General features: G+C 65.3%; 17 protein-coding genes. 5 read left to right on the top strand and 12 right to left on the bottom strand.

The window, feature by feature from the left end; translation table 11 throughout:
* Positions 1-118: 118 nt before the first annotated feature.
* A complete protein-coding gene (locus tag M2427_RS16475; RefSeq protein ID WP_280707468.1) occupies positions 119-340 on the top strand; it encodes a hypothetical protein in 222 nt (73 codons plus the stop codon).
* Positions 341-349: 9 nt separating this feature from the next.
* Here M2427_RS16475 and M2427_RS16470 read toward each other — a convergent pair whose 3' ends face one another.
* Both M2427_RS16470 and M2427_RS16465 read right to left on the bottom strand, forming a co-directional pair.
* A complete protein-coding gene (locus M2427_RS16470; protein ID WP_280707467.1) occupies positions 350-1,672 on the bottom strand; it encodes an ATP-binding protein in 1,323 nt (440 codons plus the stop codon).
* A gap of 15 nt (positions 1,673-1,687) precedes the next feature.
* Positions 1,688-2,428, bottom strand: a complete 741-nt coding sequence (locus M2427_RS16465; RefSeq protein WP_280707466.1) for a response regulator — start codon at positions 2,426-2,428, stop codon at positions 1,688-1,690.
* Between the two features lie 180 nt (positions 2,429-2,608).
* Between M2427_RS16465 and M2427_RS16460 the strand changes: the two genes are divergently transcribed.
* Together M2427_RS16460 and M2427_RS16455 are read left to right on the top strand one after the other, a co-directional pair.
* Positions 2,609-3,178 (top strand): hypothetical protein, encoded by a 570-nt coding sequence (locus M2427_RS16460; RefSeq protein ID WP_280707465.1) that lies wholly within the window; start codon positions 2,609-2,611, stop codon positions 3,176-3,178.
* A gap of 218 nt (positions 3,179-3,396) precedes the next feature.
* Positions 3,397-3,921 carry a PRC-barrel domain-containing protein gene (locus M2427_RS16455; RefSeq protein ID WP_280707464.1) on the top strand — a complete coding sequence of 175 codons (525 nt, stop codon included), beginning with the start codon at positions 3,397-3,399 and terminating at the stop codon, positions 3,919-3,921.
* A gap of 233 nt (positions 3,922-4,154) precedes the next feature.
* Here the strand turns inward: M2427_RS16455 and M2427_RS16450 are convergent, their stop codons facing one another.
* The 8 genes from M2427_RS16450 to M2427_RS16415 form a co-directional block, all read right to left on the bottom strand.
* Positions 4,155-5,369 (bottom strand): ABC transporter substrate-binding protein, encoded by a 1,215-nt coding sequence (locus tag M2427_RS16450; protein WP_280707463.1) that lies wholly within the window; start codon positions 5,367-5,369, stop codon positions 4,155-4,157.
* 257 nt (positions 5,370-5,626) lie between these two features.
* The gene (locus M2427_RS16445; RefSeq protein ID WP_280707462.1) at positions 5,627-6,457 is read right to left on the bottom strand and encodes an ABC transporter permease; all 831 of its coding nucleotides are present in this window, start codon (positions 6,455-6,457) and stop codon (positions 5,627-5,629) included.
* Positions 6,454-7,716, bottom strand: a complete 1,263-nt coding sequence (locus M2427_RS16440) for an ABC transporter permease (RefSeq protein WP_280707461.1) — start codon at positions 7,714-7,716, stop codon at positions 6,454-6,456. Before M2427_RS16440 ends, M2427_RS16445 begins: the two co-directional genes overlap by 4 nt.
* Positions 7,717-7,933: 217 nt before the next feature.
* Complete coding sequence (locus M2427_RS16435) at positions 7,934-8,983, bottom strand: ABC transporter substrate-binding protein (RefSeq protein ID WP_280707460.1); 1,050 nt, start codon at positions 8,981-8,983, stop codon at positions 7,934-7,936.
* A 48-nt stretch (positions 8,984-9,031) separates the two neighbouring features.
* On the bottom strand, positions 9,032-10,141 hold the full coding sequence (locus M2427_RS16430) for an ABC transporter ATP-binding protein (protein ID WP_280707459.1): 1,110 nt from the start codon (positions 10,139-10,141) through the stop codon (positions 9,032-9,034).
* A gap of 108 nt (positions 10,142-10,249) precedes the next feature.
* Complete coding sequence (locus tag M2427_RS16425) at positions 10,250-11,818, bottom strand: DUF4403 family protein (RefSeq protein ID WP_280707458.1); 1,569 nt, start codon at positions 11,816-11,818, stop codon at positions 10,250-10,252.
* A gap of 141 nt (positions 11,819-11,959) precedes the next feature.
* Entirely contained in the window at positions 11,960-12,598 is a 639-nt protein-coding gene (locus M2427_RS16420) for a PQQ-binding-like beta-propeller repeat protein (RefSeq protein WP_280707457.1), read from the bottom strand.
* Positions 12,599-12,640: 42 nt separating this feature from the next.
* Positions 12,641-13,861, bottom strand: a complete 1,221-nt coding sequence (locus tag M2427_RS16415; protein ID WP_280707456.1) for a helix-turn-helix domain-containing protein — start codon at positions 13,859-13,861, stop codon at positions 12,641-12,643.
* Positions 13,862-13,960: 99 nt separating this feature from the next.
* Between M2427_RS16415 and M2427_RS16410 the strand changes: the two genes are divergently transcribed.
* Both M2427_RS16410 and M2427_RS16405 read left to right on the top strand, forming a co-directional pair.
* A complete protein-coding gene (locus M2427_RS16410; protein WP_280707455.1) occupies positions 13,961-14,758 on the top strand; it encodes a thioredoxin family protein in 798 nt (265 codons plus the stop codon).
* Positions 14,755-15,024 (top strand): hypothetical protein, encoded by a 270-nt coding sequence (locus M2427_RS16405; protein WP_280707453.1) that lies wholly within the window; start codon positions 14,755-14,757, stop codon positions 15,022-15,024. Before M2427_RS16410 ends, M2427_RS16405 begins: the two co-directional genes overlap by 4 nt.
* 59 nt (positions 15,025-15,083) lie before the next feature.
* Here M2427_RS16405 and M2427_RS16400 read toward each other — a convergent pair whose 3' ends face one another.
* Both M2427_RS16400 and M2427_RS16395 read right to left on the bottom strand, forming a co-directional pair.
* Positions 15,084-15,581: a GNAT family N-acetyltransferase gene (locus M2427_RS16400; RefSeq protein WP_280707452.1), complete on the bottom strand. Its 498-nt coding sequence runs from the start codon at positions 15,579-15,581 to the stop codon at positions 15,084-15,086.
* A gap of 101 nt (positions 15,582-15,682) precedes the next feature.
* On the bottom strand, positions 15,683-16,369 hold the full coding sequence (locus tag M2427_RS16395) for a L,D-transpeptidase (RefSeq protein ID WP_280707451.1): 687 nt from the start codon (positions 16,367-16,369) through the stop codon (positions 15,683-15,685).
* Positions 16,370-16,455 lie beyond the last annotated feature (86 nt).

Raw genomic sequence — 16,455 nt, 5'->3', positions numbered from 1 at the left:
GACTCAATGCTGGCGCAGAGGTTCCCTCAGGGCGGACGAGGCGCGACAGCAAGCCTGTCTGGTCGCGCGAAGGCGCGAAGACGCGTATGAAGCGGTCTCGCGAATCGGGAGAGGTACCATGACAAGAACAACCATGGTCAACACCCACAGCGGCGACATTTCCAGACAATATCTGCCCACGCAGAACCCGTGTGCCCAGTGCGGCGCGCCGATCGCGCAGCCCGACTGGATCGAGCCGGGCGAGGGGCGGGTGTCCTATCTCTGGACCTGCCACGCCTGCGATTATCGCTTCGAGGCGATCGCGATCTTTGAGAAGCCGGCGATGCCGCTTGCGGCCTGAGACGCCGGCTCAAGCTGCCAGCCGCGGCTGTTGCCACATCGGCAATTGCATCCGAACGATCAGCCCGTGCGGCTGGCGGTCGTGCAGCGACAGCTCGCCGCCATGGGCGATCGCGATCGCGCGCGCGATCGACAGGCCGAGGCCGAAGCCGGTGGAGTCGTCCATGGTGCGCGCATCGTCGCCGCGCACGAACGGCTCCAGCATCTCCTGCTTGCGCGCGTCCGAAATGCCGGGGCCGTCATCCTCGACGTCGATGAGGAGCCTGGTGCCTTCGACATCGAGGCGGATCGTCACCTCGGCGCCGAAACGCACTGCGTTCTCGACGAGGTTGGTGACGCCGCGATGCAGATCATCGGGACGCGCGGCTGCGGTTGCGGAGGCGGGGCCTTCGTAGTGCACGACGTGGCCCATGTCGCCGAACTGGTCGGCGATGAGCTGCAGCGTGCTGGCGATATCCACCAGCGTCACCGCCTCGATCTTGCGGTCGTTGCGCAACAGCGACAGCACGCTTTCCAGCATCGAGCGCATCTGGTCGAGGTCGATCAGCATGCGCTTGCGGTTGCCCTCGTCCTCGATGAACTCGGCGCGCAGGCGCAGCCGCGTGATCGGGGTGCGCAGGTCGTGGCTGATCGCAGCCAGCATGCGGGTGCGATCCGACATCAGCAGCGCGATCCGCTCATGCATGCGGTTGAGCGCGCGCGCCACGGAGCGGATCTCCTCCGGGCCGCGCTCAGGCAGCGGATCTGCCTCGCCGTCCAGGCTGAAATTCTCGGCCGCCTCGGCAAACGCGGAGAGCGGCGTTGCCAGCGCACGCGCCGCCCACAGGCCGAGCACGCTGATGCAGATGAACGCGGTCATCAACGTGATCAGCCACGGCGCGCCCCAGAACCAGGGGCTCTGGCCGCTCTCGACATGGCCCGCGATCACGGCGCCGTCGGGCAATTCCACGCCGATGCGATGGGCGTCGCCTTCGGGCGCGAGCAGCACCACCTTGTAGCCGCGGCCGAGATGGCGGCGCAGCCCGCGCAGATGCCGGCTCTCGTTGTCCTCGACCACGGTCGTGCCGGGCGCCGACATCTCGATGTTGAGCTTCGGGAAGGCGCGTGCGAGATCTGCGATGAGGCGCGGCCGCTCGTCCGGACTGGCCGAGCCGAGCAGCAGCGCCGCATCGGTCAGCTGATGCGCGCCATCAGGCGGCGTGTCCGGGCGGTCGGGCCGGCTGATCAGGAAGGCGGTGGTGACGACGAGATGCAGCGTGACCGTCGACGCCAGCACCAGCGCGGCGATCTGCCCGCCGATGCCCTTGAGGTGAAAGAACCCGAACGGCCGCATCGTCTCAAAGCCCCGTCAGTTGCTCAGGGGCGTCGTAACCGCTTCCGTTCTGGGCGTAAACAGGTAACCGCCGGAGCGCACCGTCTTGATGATGGTGGGATCGGCCGGATTGGGCTCGATCTTGCGGCGGATGCGGCTGACCAGCACGTCGATGGAACGCTCGAACGAGCCGGTGTTGCGGCCCTGCGTGAGGTCGAGCAGGCTGTCGCGCGAGAGCACGCGGCCGGGGCGCTCGCAGAACGTCCGGAGCAGGTCGAACTCGGCGCTGGTCACCGCGACGCGGGCGCCTTCGGGGTTGCGCAGCTCGCGCAGCCGCAGATCGATGCGCCAGCCCTCGAAAGCCAGCGTGGAGGCGCCTTCGATCGAGCTCGCGGCCTGCGCGGAGGCCTGACGCCGCAGCACTGCGTTGATGCGGGCGAGCAGCTCGCGCGGGTTGAACGGTTTCGGCAGATAATCGTCTGCGCCCATCTCCAGACCAACGATGCGGTCGATATCCTCGCCGCGCGCGGTCAGCATGATGATCGGCGTCTGCGCCTCGGACCGCACCTTGCGGCACAGGCTGAGACCGTCTTCGCCGGGCAGCATGACGTCAAGGATGATGAGATCAACGCGGTGGTCGGCCATGGCGCGCGACATCTCGCGCCCGTCGCTCACAGCGGTCACGTTGCAGGAGTTGTTGCGCAGATACTTCGCAATCAACGTCCGGGTTTCGCGGTCGTCCTCGACGACCAGGATGTTGGGAGAAGGATTGGCCATGAGCTTTGTTTGTCCAAGATTCGGGCCAAAAGGCGAAGATTTTTGTTTCCGTTTGTTTCCGACTGCATTTCCGCAACACCCGGCAACGACTGGGTCGTCGTTCGGCAAGGTCTGGTTAAGCCCGTTAACCATACCTTGGCGCAGGAATGTACGAAACCCCGCAAAAACCACGGTGCACTCATGACCTCGATTTCGCCGGCCTCCGCCAGTCATCACCAGTCGCCGCTCCAGCGGCTGCAGCAGGAATTGCAATCGGAAGTCTCCGACGGCACGATCTCGTCGTCGGATCAGTCCGCTCTCACGACTGCCTTGCAAGACATCGACACGGCGCTCCAGCAGAGCAAGTCCGGCGATCAGTCCAGCGGCACCAAGCCGTCCAGGGATGGCCTGAAATCCAAGATCGACGATCTCATTTCGAACGAGGTCTCGAACGGGACGCTGACGTCGAGCCAGGCCGACGAACTGAAGGGCGTGTTTCAGTCGGCCTTCGCCAAGGGGGCCAGTGGCGCTCACGGTGCCGGCGGCCCGCCTCCCGGTCCGCCGCCGTCGGATGGCGGCTCTTCGGATTCGTCGACGTCGTCGACGGATGCGACGAGCAGCAGCTCGACCGACAGCAGCACGGCCAAGATCCTCGAGCAGTTTCTCCAGGCGCTGCAGCAGTCACAGTCGTCGGGCTCGTCCTACGGTGCCAATGGCAGCACCTCGAGCAGTTCGGATTTTTCCGCACTCTTGATCGACTACAAGAGCTGACCTGCGCGACGCCAGGTCGGCGCGTTCCCCGCCGCGATACGTGCTTGACCCAGGGCGCGCGATCGTCGGCGGGGAACCGTGCATCCCGCACATTCCCGAACAGGAACTCCTCGCAACGTAGCGCCGCATTGGCGTGACGAAATTGCCGCACGCGAGGAACCGCGCGTGGTCGTGAATGTTCTCTTCGTACAAGTTTTCTGCTGAAGGAGAGGACAACAATGTTGATGAAATCGATCGCCGCCGGCCTTGCCGGCACCGCTTTGCTTGCGACCGTTGCGTTTGCGCAAAATCCGACTGCCACCACCGACAAGACGCCCGTCGCGACGACGACAACCACCAGCGCATCGGGCGAATGGCGCGCTTCGAAGATGGCGGGCGTGAAGGTCTACAACGAGGCCAACGAGAACATTGGCTCGATCAACGATCTGCTGATGGACAAGAGCGGCACCGTGAAAATCGCGGTGATCGGCGTCGGCGGCTTCCTCGGCATGGGCGAGCATCTCGTCGCCGTACCCTATGAGAAGCTGAAGTTCGTCAACGAGGCGGTGGCCTACACCGGGACGGGCGCGAATCCGAACGCCAAGCCTGCCGCCACTACGACGACGACCGGCGCGGCAACGGGCGCCGACAAGACGACAACCACGACGACCAGTTCGTCGTCGAAATGGTATCCGGATCACGCCGTGTTCAACGCGACCAAGGACCAGCTGAAGAACATGCCCGAGTTCAAATACTCGGAGTAATCCAGGTCGCGTGAATGCCGAAACGAAGCGCGCCCGGTTTTCACCGGGCGCGTTGTCGTGTCTTTTTCTTCCGCCGTCACTGCGAGATGTTGACCCTCACCCTGAGGAGCGCGCTTCTTGCGCGCGTCTCGAAGGGCGAGGCCACGAGCCGGGCCTTCATCCTTCGAGACGCTTGCTTCGCAAGCTCCTCAGGATGAGGAATTGGCAGGGCGCGGCGGAGAGGGAGAAGAGACTCAGTTCGACTTCACCAGCGGGCAGCCGCCCTTGTCGAGCGGGCGGAAGGCTTCGTCGCCGGGCACGGTGGCGAGCAGCTTGTAGAGGTCCCACTCGCCCTTGGATTCTTCCGGCTTCTTCACCTCGTACAGATTCATATCGTGGACCATCCGGCCGTCGATGCGAATCTTGCCGTTCTTGGCGAAGAAGTCGTTCACCGGCGTGGCGCGCATCTGCTCCATCACCTTGGGCGCTTCGTCGGTCTTGATGGCCTCGATCGCCTTCAGATAGTGCATGGTTGCTGAATAGAGGCCAGCCTGGATCATGGTCGGCATGTGGCCGACCTTGTCGTTGAAGCGCTTGGAGAAGGCGCGGGTCTCGTCGTTCGTGTCCCAGTAGAACGCATCGGTGACGATCAAGCCTTGCGTCGCCTTGATGCCGAGCGAATGAACGTCGGTGATCTCCAGCAGCAGCGCGATCATCTTCTGGCCGCCCTGCATGATGCCGAACTCGGCGGCCTGCTTCAGCGCGTTGGTGGTGTCGCCGCCGGCGTTGGCCAGCGCGACCACCTTGGCCTTGGAAGCCTGGGCCTGGAGCAGGAAGGACGAGAAGTCCGAGGAGTTCAGGGGATGGCGGACGTCGCCGAGCACCTTGCCGCCGCTCTCCTTGACGACGTTGGCGGCGTCGCGCTCGAGCGCCATGCCAAAAGCATAGTCGGCGGTCAGGAAGTACCAAGTGTCCTCGCCGCGCTTGACCATCGCCTTGCCGGCGACGTTCGACAGCGCGTAGGTGTCGTAGGTCCAGTGCACCGTGTTGGGCGAGCAGGCCGGGCCGGTGATGTCGGAGGAGCCGCCGCCGGAATTGAGGTTGATCTTGTTCTTCTCGCGCGTCAGCGCCGAGATCGGCAGCGCGACCGATGAGGTCGGCACGTCGAGGATCGCATCCACCTTCTCGTTGTCGTACCAGTTGCGGGCGATGTTGACGCCGACGTCGGGCTTGTTCTGGTGGTCGGCGGACACGACCTGGATCGGCACGCCGGCGACCTTGCCGCCGTAATCGGCGACGGCCATCTCGACCGCGGCGAGCGAGCCCTTGCCGGTCGCGTCGGCGTAGAGGCTCGACATGTCCGTGAGCACGCCGAGCTTGACGACGTTGTCGGAAATCTGCGCCTGCGCCGTGCCGCAGGTCGCGGCAATGGCGAAGCTGGCCGCGACAGCGGCGATGAGTTTTTGCATATTTTCTCCCTCAGCGTTGTTGTTTGGGGTTTGTTGCGGGGACCGTTCTAGCGACAAACCGCCTCGGGAGCAAAGGCAGGGATGTGTGACGTGGGATGAGAAATAAGTAGGGGGCTGCGTCATTCTGGGGCGCACGTAGCGCGAGCTATGGTGCGCAATTGCGCATCTGAGAACCCATTGTGCCGCAGCGACGGTTGATGAATGGATTCCGGGCTCGCGCCCAAGTGGGCGCGCCCCGGAATGACAATGGCGGCCGTTTACGCGCCCCCGCCCTTAAGCCGTTCGTTGCGCCGACGCAGGCCTTCCAGCGTCGCGAGGAGGATGACCGAGACCGTGGTCAGGATCACCGCGGCTGCCGTGATGGTCGGGCTGATATTCTCGCGGATGCCGCTGAACATTTCGCGCGGCAGAGTGCGCTGCTCGGGACCTGCCATGAACAGCACGATCACGACCTCGTCGAAGCTGGTGGCGAAGGCGAACAGCGCACCGGATGCGAGGCCCGGCAGGATCAGCGGCAGGATCACGCGGCGGAACGCTTCGATCGGCGAGGCGCCGAGCGAGGCGGCGGCGCGGGCGAGATTGGTATCGAAGCTTTGCAGCGTCGCGCCAACGGTGATGACGACAAAGGGTGTCGCCAGCGCGGTGTGAGCCAGGATCAGGCCGAGATAGCTGCCGGTGAGGCCAATCGGCGCGAAGAAGAAATAGAGACCGACCGCGGTGATGACGCCGGGCACGACGACCGGCGACAGCACGAAAGCCAGCACCAGCGGCTTGAACCGGCTCTTCCACTGCGCGAGTCCCAGCGCGGCGAGCGTGCCAAGCACCATCGACAGCAGTGTCGAGGCGACGCCGATGATCATGCTGTTCTTCAGCGAGTTCATCCAGCGGGGCGAGTTGATGAAGTCGTCATACCAGCGCAAGGAGAGGCCGGGCAGCGGATAGGTGAGGTAGGAGCCCGAGCTGAACGACAGCGGCATGATCGCCAGGATCGGCGCGATCAGGAAGATGAACACCAGCGTCGAGATGATGATGGTCGCGATCCACGCGATGCGTTGGCTCGGTGTGCGCAAGGAGGGAGCGTTGCTCAATTCTTCATCCCTCCCGTGACATGCTGGCCCTGCACCAGCTTGCCGTAGACGAGCGCGAGCAGAACGGTTGCCAGCAGCAGCACCGCGCCCAGCGCCGACGCAAGGCCCCAATTGGCCGTCTCGGTGGTGTAGAGCGCGATGAAATAGCTGATCATCTGGTCGGCGGCGCCGCCGACGAGGGCCGGCGTGATGTAGTAGCCGAGCGCCAGGATGAAGACGAGCAGGCTGCCGGCGCCGATGCCGGGCAGCGTTTGCGGCAAATAGATCCTCAAGAAAGCGGTGAGGGGTGGTGCGCCGAGCGAGGCGGCGGCGCGCATGTAAGCCGGCGAGATCGCCTTCATGCTGCTGTAGAGCGGCAGGATCATGAACGGCAGCAGCACGTGGGTCATGGCCACGCAGACGCCGAAGCGGTTGTAGATCAGGCGCAACGGCTGATCGATGATGCCGAGCCAGTGCAGGCTGTCGTTGACGACGCCATTGCTCTGCAACAGCACGATCCAGGCGCAGGTGCGGACCAGAAGCGAGGTCCAGAACGGCAGCAGCACGAAGATCATCAGGAGGTTCGACCGGCCCGGCGGCAGCGCGGCCAGCAGATAGGCGACGGGAAAGCCGAGGATCAGGCAGAGCACGGTGACGCCGAGGCTGATGAGGAAGGTGCGGGCGAAAACATCGCGGTAGATGGCTTGATCCGGTGAGGCCGCGACGATGGCGCCGTCCGCGTTTCTGACAAGGTCGAGCGCCCCCAGAAGGTAGAAGCTGGTGACCGGTCCGCTGGCATCCTTGATCGTCGTCCAGGTTGCGCGCTCCCGCCAGGCCGGGTTGATCTTGCTCAATGCTTCCTTTGCCGTGCCGGGCTCCGGCGTCGTCTTGAGATTGCGCGCGGTGCTGGTCAGGATCGTGCGAAAGCCGTTCTGCGCGTAATTGAGCCGCTTGGCCGCGATGGCAATGGTGCCGGCAGCGCGCGCCGCCTGGATGTCGCTTGCCAGTGCTGCATAGGCGTTTTCGCCCGGCAGATCCTTGCCGTCCCAGCTGGCGAGAGCAGCGACCGTTTGCGGCAGGACCTGGCGCACCTCATGGTCATCGACCGCGTGCCACAGCATGCCGGCGATGGGCCCGGCGAAAGTGAACAGCAAAAACAGCAGCAGCGGCCCGACAAGCGCGAATGCCTTGATCTGGCGCGCGCGCTCCGCCCGCTTCAGGCGGCGCTTGAGCGGCACGTTGGTCCTGGCATCGGCGTCGGTCAGGGAGGCTGCTGTCATGGGCAGAGCCTTTTGGAGAGGCCTGAGCGCGCGCCTCGTCCTTCGAGACGACCGCTTCGCGGTCTCTTCAGGATGAGGCTCATCGACATTGGTGCTTGTGAAGTCGCTACCACAGACTCAGACCTCATCCTGAGGGCCCGCCGCAGGCGGGCGTCTCGAAGGATGCGCCGCGGGCAAGCTATCCGCCCCGCCCGCGCCGCACGCCTACGACCGCGCGCTACTTCGCGGCCCACTTGTTGAAGCGCTCGGTCAGCTTGTCGATGTTCTCGAGCCAGAAGGCCACATTGATCTCGACCGCGTTCTTGATGTTGTCAGGCGCGGTCGGCAGGTCCTTCAGGACGGCCGGCTGGATCAGGGCGGCGGCGTCCTTGTTCGAGGTGCCGTAGGCAATGTTCTCCGACAGCTTCGACTGGTTCTCCGCCTTGCCGGCGAAGTCCAGGAACTTGTAGGCGGCGTCCTTGTTCGGGCTGCCCTTCAGAATGACCCAGCTGTCGAGCGTGAACAGCGCGCCGTCCCACACCATGCCAAAGTTCTTCTTGTCGTTCTTGTTCGCGGTGTCGATGCGGCCATTGTAGACCGAGGTCATCGCCACTTCGCCGGAGGCGAGCAATTGCGGCGGCTGGGCGCCGGCCTTCCACCAGACGAGGTCGCCCTTGATGGTGTCGAGCTTCTTGAAGGCGCGATCGACGCCCTCGTCGGTCGCCAGCACCTTGTAGACGTCCTTCGGCGCGACGCCGTCAGCCATGAGTGCGATCTCCAGCGTCGTCTTCGGACCTTGACGCAAGGCGCGCTTGCCGGGGATCTTCTTGGTGTCGAAGAAGTCGGCCCAGCCCTTGGGCGCGTCCTTCAGCTTGTCCTTGTCGTAGCCGAGCACGAAATCATAGAGGATGGCGCCGACGCCGCAGGGATTGACCGACGGCTGGATGTAGGCGGCCTCGCCGCCGATCTTGGAATAGTCCAGCTTCTCGTACAGGCCTTCCTCGCAACCGACCGCGAGCTCGTCGCTCTCGACCTGGACGACGTCCCAGGTGGCCGCGCCGCCCTGCACCTTGGCGCGCAGCACGCCGACGCCGCCATCCCAGGACTCGTCGTTCATGGGAACGCCCGATGCCTTCTTGAACGGCTCGAAATAGACCTTCTTCTGCGCATCCTGATAAGCGCCGCCCCACGACACGACGGTGAGGTCACGCGCCTGCGCTGCTGTCACCAGCGCGGCGCTGGCGGTAAACGCCGCGACGAAACCCAGAGCAATCTTGCGCTTCAGCATGGTCGTTGTTCCTTCTTCAGGTGAGTTGCGATGAGGTTGATCGATCAATCAAACGGGGTCGAGCGCGAGGCAGTCCTCGGGACGGAAGGTGATGAAGACATTTTCACCAGGGCTCAGGCTGTCATGCGCGCCCGGCTGAAGCTTGACCATGAACTCGGCATTCCCTGCGACATCGAGCACGGCCAGCGCGTGGTCGCCCAGATAGATGGTGTTTTGCACTCTTGCCGGCAGGCGGTTCGGGCCGTCACTGGAGGCGCCGTCGGGGACAATGGCGATCCGTTCGGGGCGCACCGACAGCGAGGTCGCTGCGCCCGCGCCTGACACGTTGACCGCACGGGCCATCACGGTGCCGCCGGCCGCCAGCGCAACGCGGCAATAATCCTTGTCGGATGTCTCGACGGTGCCTGAAAGCACATTGTTCTCGCCGACGAAATTGGCGACGAAGCTGTTGACCGGATGCTCGTACAGCGCGTCGGGCCTGTCGATCTGCTGCACGATGCCGTCGTTGAACACGGCGATGCGGTCCGACATGGTGAGCGCTTCGCTCTGGTCGTGGGTGACGTAGACGACGGTGATGCCCATGGTCTCGTGCAGTTGCTTGATCTCCAGCTGCATCTGCTCGCGCAGGCGCTTGTCCAGCGCGCCGAGCGGCTCGTCCATCAGCACGAGCTGAGGATTGAAGACCAGCGCGCGCGCCAGCGCCACGCGCTGCTGCTGACCGCCGGACAATTGCCCGGGGCGCCGCTGCGCCATGGTTTCCATCTTGATCATGCGCAGCGCCGCCTTGACGCGCTCCTGCGTCTCCGCCTTGCCGGTCTTGCGAACGGACAGCGGGAACGCGACGTTCTCCTCGATCGTCAGGTGCGGAAACAGCGCATAGTTCTGGAACACCATGCCGATGTCGCGCTTGTGCGGCGGCATGTTCTTGATCGGGCGGTCCGCGAGGTAAATCTCGCCCTGGGTCGGAACCTCGAAGCCCGCCAGCATCATCAGCGTGGTCGTCTTGCCCGAGCCCGACGGGCCGAGCAGGGTGACGAACTCGCCCTTCTTGATCTCGAGATCGAGGTTCTTCACCACGAGATGCTCGCCATCATAGGTCTTCTGAATGCCGGAAAATCGCACCAGTGCCGGCGCAGATGTAACCATGCCGGCGTCCATGTTATCCTCGCGTTATCAGCACCAGTGCTGTCAGGACCTCATCCGAGGTTGCGAGATAGCTTAGCATCCTCCGATGAGAATGCCAGCGGTGCAAGCGACGAAGACGCGCTACATCCCCGACAGCTTGGTCACGTAGACATTCAGCGTGCCGCCGGCTTCCGCGACCACGCGCAGCGTCTTGGCATCGAAGGCGATGTCGGCCAGCGTCAGGCTGCTGATGACGGCGTCGACCTTGAGGCCGTCCTCGCTCTTCTGGAAGTCGGCGATGACGGCTGCGATCTTCTCGCGCGCATTGGCGGCGATCGGCTTCAGGTCGAGCGTCGCCTTCTGCACCAGCGCCTGCTGCATCTGCGGCACCACCGCGCGGGCGGCCGCGCCGAGCAGGCCGAAGGCCGCCTCGGATTCCACCGCAAGCTGGATGTCGGCGAGCCGCAGCGTCTGCTGCGCCTGGTCGAGCATCGGCCGGCCCCAGATGTGCACGGTCGCCTCGGCCCCTAATCCGAGCCAGCTCTTCTTCTCCTTGGCGCGCACCAAAAGCGAGATCAACAGCCGTTCGCCTGACGGGATCACGTCGACGCTCTTCACGGTGATTGCGACGGGACCGGAGCCGTCCTCGGGATAGGTGTGGCCGACCATTTGCGCCGCGATCAACTTGTTGATCTCGGTGAAGGGCACGTCGATCGGCACGCCGATGCTCACACCGGTGGCGGTCGGCGGCACGATCGAGATCTTGTCGGGGAACGGGCAGTCCGGCTTGGTCGGCGTCGAGGTTACGCGCGTCTCGGCCTCGAGACCGAGCAGCAGCGTCACGGCCTGCGCGTCGACGCGCGGCTGCGCGGCGATGGCGCGGGTTGGCTTCATCTCGAGCCAGAGCGGTGGCAGCGCAGCCGACGAGCCGGTGCCCTGCAGCGGGATCGAGCGGCAGGCTTTCGCCCATTGCACCTTCGCGTTGTCGCGCAGGCTGGGATCGTTGCGGATGCGCTCGGCGACGGCGTTGAGCTGCTCGCCGACCGTCTTGTCGATCAGCGGCTTCACCTGCGCCGGCACGTTGACCTTGGCGCCGGCGACGTTGAGGTTGGTGTCGCCGAGATTGACCTGCGCGCCGAGATTGGGCTCGAGATGCCAGGCGGCCGCGAGCTTCGGGCGCGAGGTGACGATCACGTTGCCCCTGATCTCGGCGCTGGCGTTCAGGTTCTTGATGTTGACTGCGCCGATCCGCTTCGCCGCGTCGCCGCCGAGCACGCTGCCCAGCGCATCGCCGAGCGCGCCGGTGGCTTTCGCCGACAGCGATCCGGTCACGTTCAGCTTGCCGGTGATCGGCGTCGAGATCGTCAGCACGTCCTTGTCGCCGGTCGCCGACATCGGTCCGCGGGCCGCGGTCCAGCCGATATCGGCGTCCTGCAGGATCTGCGAGATCGGGTTCTCGGCCTTGCCGGCGAAATTCCGCGGTGCAGCCTTCTCGGCCTGCTCCCGGATCGCCGACAGCGCAATCGCGACGGGGGCCACCACGATCGAGTTCTTGGAGACCGGCGGCAATGGCGGCAGTGGCGCGATCGGCGGCGCGGAGTTGGTCGCGCGCGGCGCGAGCCAGTCCATCGCCTTCAGGCTGATGAAAAACGACGCCGCGAGCACCGCGACGGCGATCAGGACAGTCTTCACATTCAACGTCAGACGCATCGATCCCCCAGGCCGCCCCGGGGAGGATTCTACAGGGCAGGCGAGGAGGGCGCTAGAGCGCACCGGTGGGGTGGAATTGGGGCAAATGGGTTAATTGCGGCGGCCGCGCTGTTACGGTTTATTCGTGCTGGCTGCGCGCTTCTAGCTGCGCCTGGGGCGGCGAACCGCTCTCACGCGCCCGCTGTCGCCGCCGCCGCAGAACAGCTGGTCGCCGCCGTCGGATTCCAGCCCCGAGACCATGGTCCCGGCGGGCAGGTCGAGCTGCTCGAGCACCTTGCCTGTGTCAGGGTCGATCCGCCTGACGTCGCTGTCGTCGCCTTCCCAGGTGCCGTGCCAGAGCTCGCCGTCGACCCAGGTCACGCCGGTGACGAAGCGCTTGCTTTCGATGGTGCGGAGGATCTTTCCCGTTTCAGGATCGACCTGATGGATCTTGCGGTCGCGATACTGCCCGACCCAGAGCGAGCCCTCGGCCCAGGCCAATCCGGAATCGCCGCCGCCGCCGGGTGCGGGGATCGTACTGACCACCGCGCCGCTCGCCGCGTCGATCTTCTGGATGCGATCCTCCGCGATCTGGAACAGGTGGCGGCCGTCGAACGCCGTGCCCGCATGGGCGGCGACGTCGATGGAGCGTGAGATCTTGCCGCTCGCCGGATCGAGGCCATTCAACTTGTCGCCGGACGCGAACCAGACATGGCTGCCGTCATAGGTGACGCCATGCACGGCCTTGACGCCCGGGAAAGGGCCGTACTCGCGGATGATCTCGGCGGGTGCTCGTTTCATCGTGTCGTCCTTGGTGTGGTCCCGGTGCGGCGATCAATCATCTTACGTCTTCAAGAGCGGCGAGGGGAGTAACAAGCCTGTCGGGAATCCCGGCACCGGCGGCGTCATCCAGCGGCGCGCCCGTCCGTGTCCGAACGATTGCACCTTGTTCGACCGCGCCAGCTCATCAAGGGCGCGCTGCACCGTGCGTGCGCTCATTTGAAGCGCAAGCGCGAGCGCCGAGCTCGCCCAGGGCTCGCCGTCGGCAAGAATGGCGAGGACCGCGGCGTGCTTCTCCTCGACGGGACGGGCCAGCACGATGACGTCGCGCGTCTTCCGCGGCGCCAGCTCAAATCCCTGTTTCGTGGCGCTGATCTCGGCGAGTCCCTTGAGCTGGGTGCGCAGCCGTCCGATCTCGACGCGCAGGCGCGCGCGGTGCGACTCGTCGACGTGCCTGGCCTGGAACGCGCCCGATATCAGCGCCTCGCGCGAGACATCGGCGGGCCATGCTTGCGCCAGCAGCCGCGCCAGCGCGAACAGCACGGGCCGCGTTCCGAGCGACACGGCCGTGCCTTGCCTGCGCACGACATGATGAAAGGTGTCGACCACGAGCGCTGTCGAGGTCGCAAGGCGCTCGACCTCGCCGAGCAGCAGCGGATGCTCGCTGCCGCGCGCGATCAGGCGCGCGGCCGGCGTATTCAGGATGAGGCTCGCGCTGTCGACCTCGGCCAACAGCGTCGGGATCCCGGCTTGCCGCGCGGCCTTGGCTGCCAGATCGAGTGCGTTGCGCGCCTGCTTCGATTTCAACCGCCTGATGGCGATGCCGGCGACCACGAGCTCGCGAACGACCTGGGATGCAGGCGGAAGCGGGCAGGCGCTGATCTCGGCCAGGGTGCGCTCGGCTTCGTCGACCCTCCCGAGCAGGAGCAGGCGGCGCGCCTCGATATGACCGGCATGGGCGGCATTGGCGAGATCGCCGTGGCTTGCGAGCGTCGCCCGCGCCGCCGCGAGCGTTTTCGCCGGCCAATTCAGGTCGCGCGAGACCAATGCGATCTCGGCCTCGGCCACCACGCATCTGGCGCGCGCGACGGCCTCGCGCGGCCCGAAGGCGCGTGCGGCGTTGCGCAGCAACGTCTTTGCCTTCGCGAGATCGCCGAGCTGCGCCATCGCAATGCCGCGCAGCGCCAGCGAAGGCGCATCGTTGCGCAATGCGACGCGGTTCAGCGCGCCGAGCGGATCGCCGGCCTCGAGGGCGCGTGCGGCGGCCGTGATCAGCGACTCCATGAAAATCCCGCCACACTTGTTACTCCCACCGCGCAACCGGTTGGTGCCAGAAATCGTCGACGGCCGACGATGTGCGGTGAGCGAGAGATTTGGAGAGCCATGATGACAACAGCAAACAAAGCAGCGACGAACGGACAGGGCGCCATGCTAACACCGCCGGTGGTCTCGCCGGAGGAGTGGGAGGCTGCCCGCCAGCTCCTGCTCGTGAAGGAAAAGGCGCATACCCGCGCCCGCGACGCACTCGCCGCCGAACGACGGCGCATGCCGTGGATGGAAGTGACCAAAACCTACGCATTCGAGGTGCCCCAAGGCAAGACGAGTGGCAAGGCCAGCCTGCTCGATCTGTTCCAGGGCCGGCGCCAGCTGATCCTGTACCGGGCGTTCTTCGAGCCCGGCGTGTTCGGCTGGCCCGACCATGCCTGTCGCGGCTGCTCCATGGTGGCCGACCAGGTCGCCCATGTGTCGCACCTGAATGCCCGCGATACCACGCTGGTGTTCGCCTCGCGCGCGCCGCAAGCGGATATCGCGCGGCTGAAGCAGCGGATGGGCTGGAACATTCCGTGGGTCACCATCACCGACAGTTTCGATGCCGATTTCGGCGTCGACGAGTGGCACGGCACCAACGTGTTCTTCCGCGACGGAACGCGCGTCTTCCGCACCTATCTGATCAAGAGCCGCGGCGACGAGCAGATGGGCGGCACCTGGAACTATCTCGACATCACGCCGCTCGGCCGCCAGGAGGTCTGGGAGGATTCGCCGGCCGGCTATCCGCAGACGCCGACCTACAAATGGTGGAACTGGAACGACAATTACGAGGAGGGTAGCGAGCCCGACAAGAAATGGGTCGAGATCACCGACGTGGGTGAAATCGCCCTCCGTGCGCCGGGCGCGCAGTGACCGAGGTCCATCCCGCCGGCGCCAGCCGTGACGGCAGGGAGGCCGCATCTCAGTTCGCCCGATGGCTGGGACTTGCTGCCACCCCAACGTTTGCGATCATGGCCGTGCTGACGGCCGTGATCGGCGGCGGCCCGGCGGACATGCTTTGCTCCGGCGGTCATTGGCTGTCGCCGGGCGGGATGGCGCCGATGTATCTCTTGATGAGCGCGTTTCATTCGGCGGCGTGGCTGCGGCTGATCTCGGGGCGGCGCGCCGGGCGGGCATAGAGCGCGGTCATCATTGCAGAGCGAAGACGGCCTTGATCCCAGCCCCGGGGCCGTCTTCGCTATTTGCCGCTTCCGTCGACGAACAATTCCATCAGCACTTCATCGAAATATCGGCCGTTCTGTTTCAGCGCCTTCACCTCGCGGCCGTATTCGACGAAGCCGGCGGCCTTGTAGAGGCGCAACGCCGCTTCATTCCTGCTCATCACGCTCAGCTGGAGTTTCTCGACGCGCTCTGCGGCATGGGCAATCACCGTGTCGACGAGACGCCGGCCAACGCCCGCTCTCCCCGCCTGATGTCGCACATACATGCCCCAGAGATGGGCCTTGTGCATGGTCTGGGGACCATCCTGCCGGTGGAAGCCGGCGATGCCGACGATCTCGCCGTCGATGAAGGCGCCAAACACGTCCGAATTGGTGAGGCGCTCCTCGAACCAGGCGAGCGGCTTCTCCTGCTCGCGCGCGAAAGTGCTGGCGAAAGCCTCGGGATGCGCCGCGAGCGCTTCCAGCCGGATTGTGCGGTAGAGAGCAGCGTCGGCGGGCGTGAGCAGTCGGATCATGCGGGCAATGATATCTCATGACGGACTGCGTGGCGAAAAGGAAAACGGCCCCGACATAGCCGGGGCCGTTCGCAATTTTGTTCGCTGATGAGCGCCTTGCGTTAGCGAAGCTCGGCGCGGCGCTCGGTCATCGGCAGCACGATCACCTTGGTGCCGACGTTGACGCGGGAGTAGAGGTCGGAGACGTCGTCATTGGTCAGGCGAATGCAGCCGGAGGAGACGTGCTTGCCGATCGTATCGGGGGCGTTGGTGCCGTGGATGCGGTAGACGGTGCCGCCGAGATACATGGCGCGGGCCCCTAACGGGTTGCCGGGGCCGCCGGCCATGTGGCGCGGCAGATAGGGCTGGCGCTGAATCATTTCCGGCGGCGGGGTCCAGTCCGGCCACTCGGCCTTCTTGGTCACCGACTGCGTGCCGGACCAGGTGAAACCGTCGCGGCCGACGCCGATGCCGTAGCGGATCGCCTGGCCGCCTCCGAGCACGTAGTAGAGATAGGTGTTGGGCGTATCGATGATGATGGTGCCCGCGGCTTCACGCGTTGAGTAGCTGACGGTCTGGCGGCGGAAGCGCGCCGGCGTCTCGACGGCGTCCTGATCTTCCGACGGCGCGGCCTGATAGGTCGGCGCCTGATAGGGCTCGACCGGCTGCATCATCGGCAGCGGCTGGAAGAAGGGGAAGAGCTGCACGGGCGCGGCCTTGGCCGGGCCGGCGAACGCGATGGCGGTCACAGCCACTGCGCCGAAAGCAGCGGCGCGCGAATACGTCTTGAACGTGTCCAGATTGAACATTGGTCGCCCCTGTTTGCTTGGTGTTTCTTGGTCACCCCGGCACCGTTTCGGTGCTCCGTTGCCTAATTCACTAACGGAAAGAAGTT

The sequence above is a fragment of the Bradyrhizobium sp. BR13661 genome (assembly GCF_029892425.1).
Taxonomy (GTDB): domain Bacteria; phylum Pseudomonadota; class Alphaproteobacteria; order Rhizobiales; family Xanthobacteraceae; genus Bradyrhizobium.
The sequence above is the reverse complement of the archived record's forward strand: the minus strand, read 5'-3'. Positions and strand labels throughout refer to the sequence as shown.